This is a genomic window from Lewinella sp. (genome assembly GCF_050633125.1).
GTDB lineage: Bacteria > Bacteroidota > Bacteroidia > Chitinophagales > Saprospiraceae > Lewinella.
Genome location: NZ_JBOEFX010000211.1, coordinates 946 through 6218 on the forward strand (window position 1 = coordinate 946; position 5273 = coordinate 6218).

The 5273-nt window shown below is 44.0% G+C and carries 4 protein-coding genes and 1 pseudogene; 3 read left to right on the plus strand and 2 right to left on the minus strand.

Annotation, left to right across the window (positions count from 1 at the left end):
* Positions 1–410 (plus strand): response regulator transcription factor (locus ACRBG0_RS28150; RefSeq protein WP_431490157.1); only part of this gene is annotated, 410 nt, incomplete at its 5' end.
* Positions 411–454: 44 nt separating this feature from the next.
* On the opposite strand, the gene ACRBG0_RS28155 is transcribed toward ACRBG0_RS28150, so the two are convergent.
* Positions 455–781, minus strand: a complete 327-nt coding sequence (locus tag ACRBG0_RS28155; RefSeq protein WP_431490158.1) for an Hpt domain-containing protein — start codon at positions 779–781, stop codon at positions 455–457.
* 116 nt (positions 782–897) lie between these two features.
* On the opposite strand from ACRBG0_RS28155, the gene ACRBG0_RS28160 reads away from it, so the two are divergent.
* Together ACRBG0_RS28160 and ACRBG0_RS28165 are read left to right on the plus strand one after the other, a co-directional pair.
* Positions 898–3757, plus strand: a 2860-nt coding sequence (locus ACRBG0_RS28160) for a two-component regulator propeller domain-containing protein (protein WP_431490159.1), incomplete at its 3' end; no start/stop codon positions are given.
* Between the two features lie 2 nt (positions 3758–3759).
* Positions 3760–4450, plus strand: a pseudogene (locus ACRBG0_RS28165) (ATP-binding response regulator); the annotation flags it as partial.
* 150 nt (positions 4451–4600) lie between these two features.
* Here ACRBG0_RS28165 and rplQ read toward each other — a convergent pair.
* Complete coding sequence (rplQ, locus tag ACRBG0_RS28170) at positions 4601–5089, minus strand: 50S ribosomal protein L17 (protein ID WP_431490160.1); 489 nt, start codon at positions 5087–5089, stop codon at positions 4601–4603.
* Positions 5090–5273 lie beyond the last annotated feature (184 nt).

Genomic DNA, 5273 nt, shown 5'->3' on the forward strand with positions numbered 1-5273 from the left:
CCGACGACTACGTGCCCAAGCCTTTTAGTATGGAAGAGCTCTATCTTCGAATCGCTGCGGTATTGCGCCGTGTAGGCCGTCAACAAGAGCAAGAACAAGCGGCGGAAGCAGCAGAGTATACTATTGGCCAATTCTCTTTTCACCCTCAAAATCAGGAGCTCACCTTAGGCACCAACGTTCAATCGTTGACCGGCACAGAGGCCAAGTTATTACTTCTCTTTGCCACTGCTCCTGATGGCGTACTTTCACGCGACAACGCTCTACAATCCATCTGGGGAGAAGAGGAATACCTCCGGGGGCGTAGCCTCAATGTGTACGTTAGCAAGCTCCGTCACCTGCTAAAAGCAGATCCAAATATTGAGATCAAAAACATCCACGGTACTGGCTACCGTTTGCACATCAGAGAGTAAGGGATGAGGAAATAAATAANNTTATTTTTTGCGAACTCCCTAACTTAATAAGCTTTTAAAAATCTAAAGGCTGGAACAAACGAGCGGTCAAATTTTTGCCACCCCGCCAACAGCACGTCTTTGTTTCCTTGTGGCACCGCCAAACTTTCGAGCGCTTCCAATTGCTTGGATAACTTATCCAAGCCCAAGTAACGCAAATGCCCTTTGAGTGCATGAATATCCGTACCAGCTTGGGATAATTTCCCTGCAGAAATATCTCTTTTAATAGCGTTCATCAGCGCCGGTGTTTGTTCCACAAAACGAGCCACGAAGCGTTTGAACAACTCGTGGTCGTCGTCAAAGTAAAGGGCGATGGCGTTTTTATCAATCATAATAGTACTTGCTCTGAGTCCCTCAATTTCGGTTTATTGTCGCATTTTTCGTTTAATAAAAGGATAAAAAGGATAAAAAAAACTAAATTGATAATCCTATTCCCCAAACAGGCGTCATGAAAAAACACCTTCTCATCCTCCATTTTTTGCTTGCTTGGTCTTTCTCATTTGCCCAACAGGAACAGCATTTTTTCCGTACCCTCGACACTGATGATGGCCTTCCCCACAACTTCGTCATCGACATCCTGGAAGATCGAGATGGCCTGATGTGGATCAGTACCCCTGCGGGCCTAAGCAAATACAACGGGCAGACTTTCACCACCTACGCTCCTCATGTCAGAGATAGCACCGTCAAAGAGGATCGACTGCCTTTTATTTGGGACCTGTTTGAAGATAACCAAGGACAAATATGGCTGGGTGCAGATAATGGTTTGTTTCTATTTGATAAGCGAACAGAAACTGCAGAATGCTTCAAAGGCTTTGACAGAAAAACCCTTGATTGGGAGAATTATTCGATAAAAAGTTGCTACCAAACATCAGATGGTACATTATACGCCACTACAGACCAGGGAATACTACAGATCAACTGGCAGGACAGCACAACTTTTTTAGCGAAGCACCCCTCCAAACTTCAAAGTCTTTTCCCAGATCAAAATATGCAAGGAGACATCTGGTCTGCTAATATGTATGGTCTATACCTACTCCAACCCGACCAGAACCTGTCTTACTTCCCTATAACGGACAATCCAGAAACCTGCCCTAAAGTTTTTTGCATCCACATTGATAAAGCATACAACTTCTGGTTAGGTACAGATGATGGCTTGTACAACTTTAATCCTGCAACACAAACCTACACCAAAATAGAAATCCCCGGGTTTGGGCAAGTTAGTATTACCGACATCATTGAAATCGAGCATGGCGTTTTTTACATTGCCACCCAAGACCATGGTGTCCTTCATTGGAATATTAGAACGAAGCAACTTATTGAACATCATAAATTTTCAGCGGGTGCTACCAAAGGTCTACCCAGTACTTTTTTATTTTGCTTAACTTTAAGTAAGGACAAAAGCTTGTGGATGGGCACCGATGAAGGAATAAGCCTTTTTCGTCCCAATAATAGCCAATTTCGTTTTTTTGCCCATCCTGGTGAAAAACGAAACCCCGCAAATTCAAGAAGTGCCTTAACCATCGACCGGGCCGATAAGCTATGGTTCTTCTATCTTTCTGAAAACAATCTTTACCAACAAAAATCCCTTTCCGTCTCCCCACATAAGGTTAGGCTCGACCGGCCTGCTTTACCAAATAGTTTTAAATACATTTTTGAAGACCAGCGGGGGGATATATGGTTTACGTCCAGGTCCACAGGTCTCTTTTTCGTCAACTCACAATCACTTGAAGGAGGGCTCGTCAAAGACATTTCCTACTTTTACAATTATGCTACTAAGCAAATCGTAGCAGACCCAATCGACGAATCATCCTTTTGGATTGCAACCGATGGCGGGCTTTGTCATTTTAATTCAATCACTTATGACACGAGTTGGGTCCGCCCCACCCAACTAGATAGTACTGCCGCCGAAGATTTTGTTTCGAAACTCACTCTCAGAGAAGACAGTACCCTTTGGTTCATGAACACAAGCCGTTTGTGTAGTTACGAACAAACCTCCCAAAGTTTTAGCTGCTACCCAATGGTAGACAAACAAACGAAGGAAAAAATAGCCATAAAACATCTCTCAGGCATCTCGTGGTCTGGTGACCAATGGTATCTGGCCGCCCGTGAAGGTTTTCTCATTTTCGATGATACAGAAAAGGAATTCACCTTTTTACAAACCTATCAAGGCAATGATTTAAGAACCCTCACCAACCCGATTGTCGACAATGATGGTAATGTTTGGATGGTTGGCGATCAACAACTGATCCGATATACACCACAAACCGAGGAATTCTCCTTTTACAGCACCGAAGAATTTTGCAGTAAATTCCTAAATTTCAGCACCGGAAAATTTAGTGACGGCAGACTTCTCTTTGCCACTAAATGTGGGCTACTCGTCGTAGATCCCAGTATAGCCCCCCAAAAAATATTGGCTCCCAATGTTGTCTTATCTAGCTTTCTTGTGCGCAATCAACCCTATAAATTAAGCGGAGCCCCCGAATTCATAGCTCAGATCGAACTTCCCTACCAAGACAACTTCTTCACTATCAACTACACCGCGTTGGAATACCTCGATACTGAAAACATCAACTATCGTTATAAACTGGAAGGGCTGAATGAGGACTGGGTCAACGCGGGCCACGATCACTCTGTCAACTTTGCTAACCTGGCCCCAGGTGGTTACACCTTTCTGGCCGAGGCTACGTTACCCGACGGTACAAAGAGTAGCACTCCCCTGCGTCTACCTATTGTCATCAAACCTGCTTATTGGCAAACATTTGGGTTCAAAGCCCTTATTGCTGCTTGCTTACTAGCCATTCTTCTAGTCATCTTTCGCGTACGCCAAAAAGCCCAACAGTTGGCTGCCGACAAACGGCTGGCCGAACAAAATTCACTTTACAAGAGTAAATTCCTAGCCAACGTCAGCCACGAAATACGTACACCACTCAATGCCATCCTGGGCATTAATAGCCTTTTGATGGAATCCGCTAATCTAGACCCCAAGCAACAGCACTTTACGGAGTCTATTCATCTCTCCTGTGAAAAATTGCTCGCAATCATCAACGACTTGCTAGATCAAGCAAAAATTGAAAGTGGCAAATTCAGCCTCAACCCACAACCCTTCGAGCTGAGGCAATTGATCCAACAGGTTCAACGGCTACTGGAACACAAGTTCAACGAAAAGGGGCTTATTCTTCGCACAGAAATAGACGAAAAGATTCCTAAAGTCTTGGTTGGTGATGCCATTCGCCTATTCCAAATTTTGATGAACCTAACAGGCAACGCACTTAAATTCACTGAAGCAGGAACTGTAAGTATTCAAATTANNTACCCTAAGTCAAGAGGCAGAAACCTACCGATTACAGTTTGAGGTAATAGATACAGGTGTAGGTATTCCTTCCGAAAAATTAAATGATGTATTTAAAAGCTTTGAGCAGCTAGGCAACAACCAATCCACCTCTTATCAAGAACAAGGCACAGGCTTGGGACTTTCCATTGCAAAAGAATTGATTGAATTGCAAGGCGGACAAATCACCCTAACATCAACAGTAGGGCAAGGAACCGCCTTTCGCTTTAGTATGCCTTTTCAAGTAGGCAAAGAAAGCGTAGCTACGACTCAATCAAGCAGTCCACATGTCTTCCCTTCTGGGTTAAAAATCTTGATCGTAGACGACACACCAATTAACCAGTTTCTCACAGCAGAGTTACTAAAAAAACACTTACCAGAGGTACACACAGAAACAGCTGCCAACGGCGAAGTAGCCCTCAATAAAATAACCAATGAGCGTTATGACCTCGTATTTATGGATGTACGTATGCCCGTGATGGGCGGAATAGAGGCTACCCAGAGGGTTCGTAGTAAGTCAGACATTTACTACCAATCCCTTCCCATTTTAGGGCTTACTTCCGACGCCATCCCCCAGCAAATAGAAGCCTGTCGGCAGGCGGGCATGAACGGCTGTTTGAGTAAACCTGTACGTACCGCCGACTTGGTAGCCATGATAAAAAAGCACCTGTAATACCTTTTTACATCAAATAACAAAGCCGACGCCCCGTAAAGGAACATCGGCTTTGTACAGGCTTTATTATTGGAAAGTTGAATTATTGGAAAGTTAACAGGTAAACAATACCATCGGAACCAACAAACAAATCAACCATCAAACAAATACCTATTCTTCTTCCTGCGAAGCAGCGGCAGTAGTAGTTGCAGCAGCTGCTGCCTTAGCACCTTTGCCTTTACCTCCACGGCGACGGCGACGACCACCTCCTGTAGAAGTTTCACTGCCAGCAGTGTATACTTCGTTGAAGTCAACAAATTCAATCATGGCCATTTCAGCAGCATCACCCTTCCGTGTTCCAGTCTTGATGATACGAACATAACCACCAGGGCGATCACCAATACGCTTGGCAATATCTCCGAATAGTTCTTTTACGGCTTCCTTGTTCTGTAGGTAGCTGAAAGCAACGCGACGATTGTGCGTAGAATCAGTTTTAGCCTTAGTAACGATTGGCTCAACAAAAACACGAAGTGCTTTCGCCTTAGCCAAAGTTGTGTTAATACGCTTGTATTCGATCAATGAGATCGCCAAGTTGCGTAATAATGCTTTACGATGACCGACTTTGCGGCCCAAATGGTTAAATTTCTTACCGTGACGCATGGTTGAATTTGTTTAACTTCACAACACTTTGGCCCGCAGCATTAACAGGTTTAGCTAAATGCTGGCCGTAGTAATTGTAGATGATATTATCCCCTTTGGGGAACCTGTTTTATTGGTTGGATGGTTAGATTGTTGGATAGCTCGAAGGTTATTAACCAGCTTACCAACTAACAATCCAACCATC

What these genes read in the sequence shown, in the direction of transcription:
- rplQ (WP_431490160.1), bottom strand. Translation starts at nt 5,089, where the DNA reads ATGCGTCACGGTAAGAAATTTAACCATTTGGGCCGCAAAGTCGGTCAT.
- ACRBG0_RS28155 (WP_431490158.1), bottom strand. Translation starts at nt 781, where the DNA reads ATGATTGATAAAAACGCCATCGCCCTTTACTTTGACGACGACCACGAG.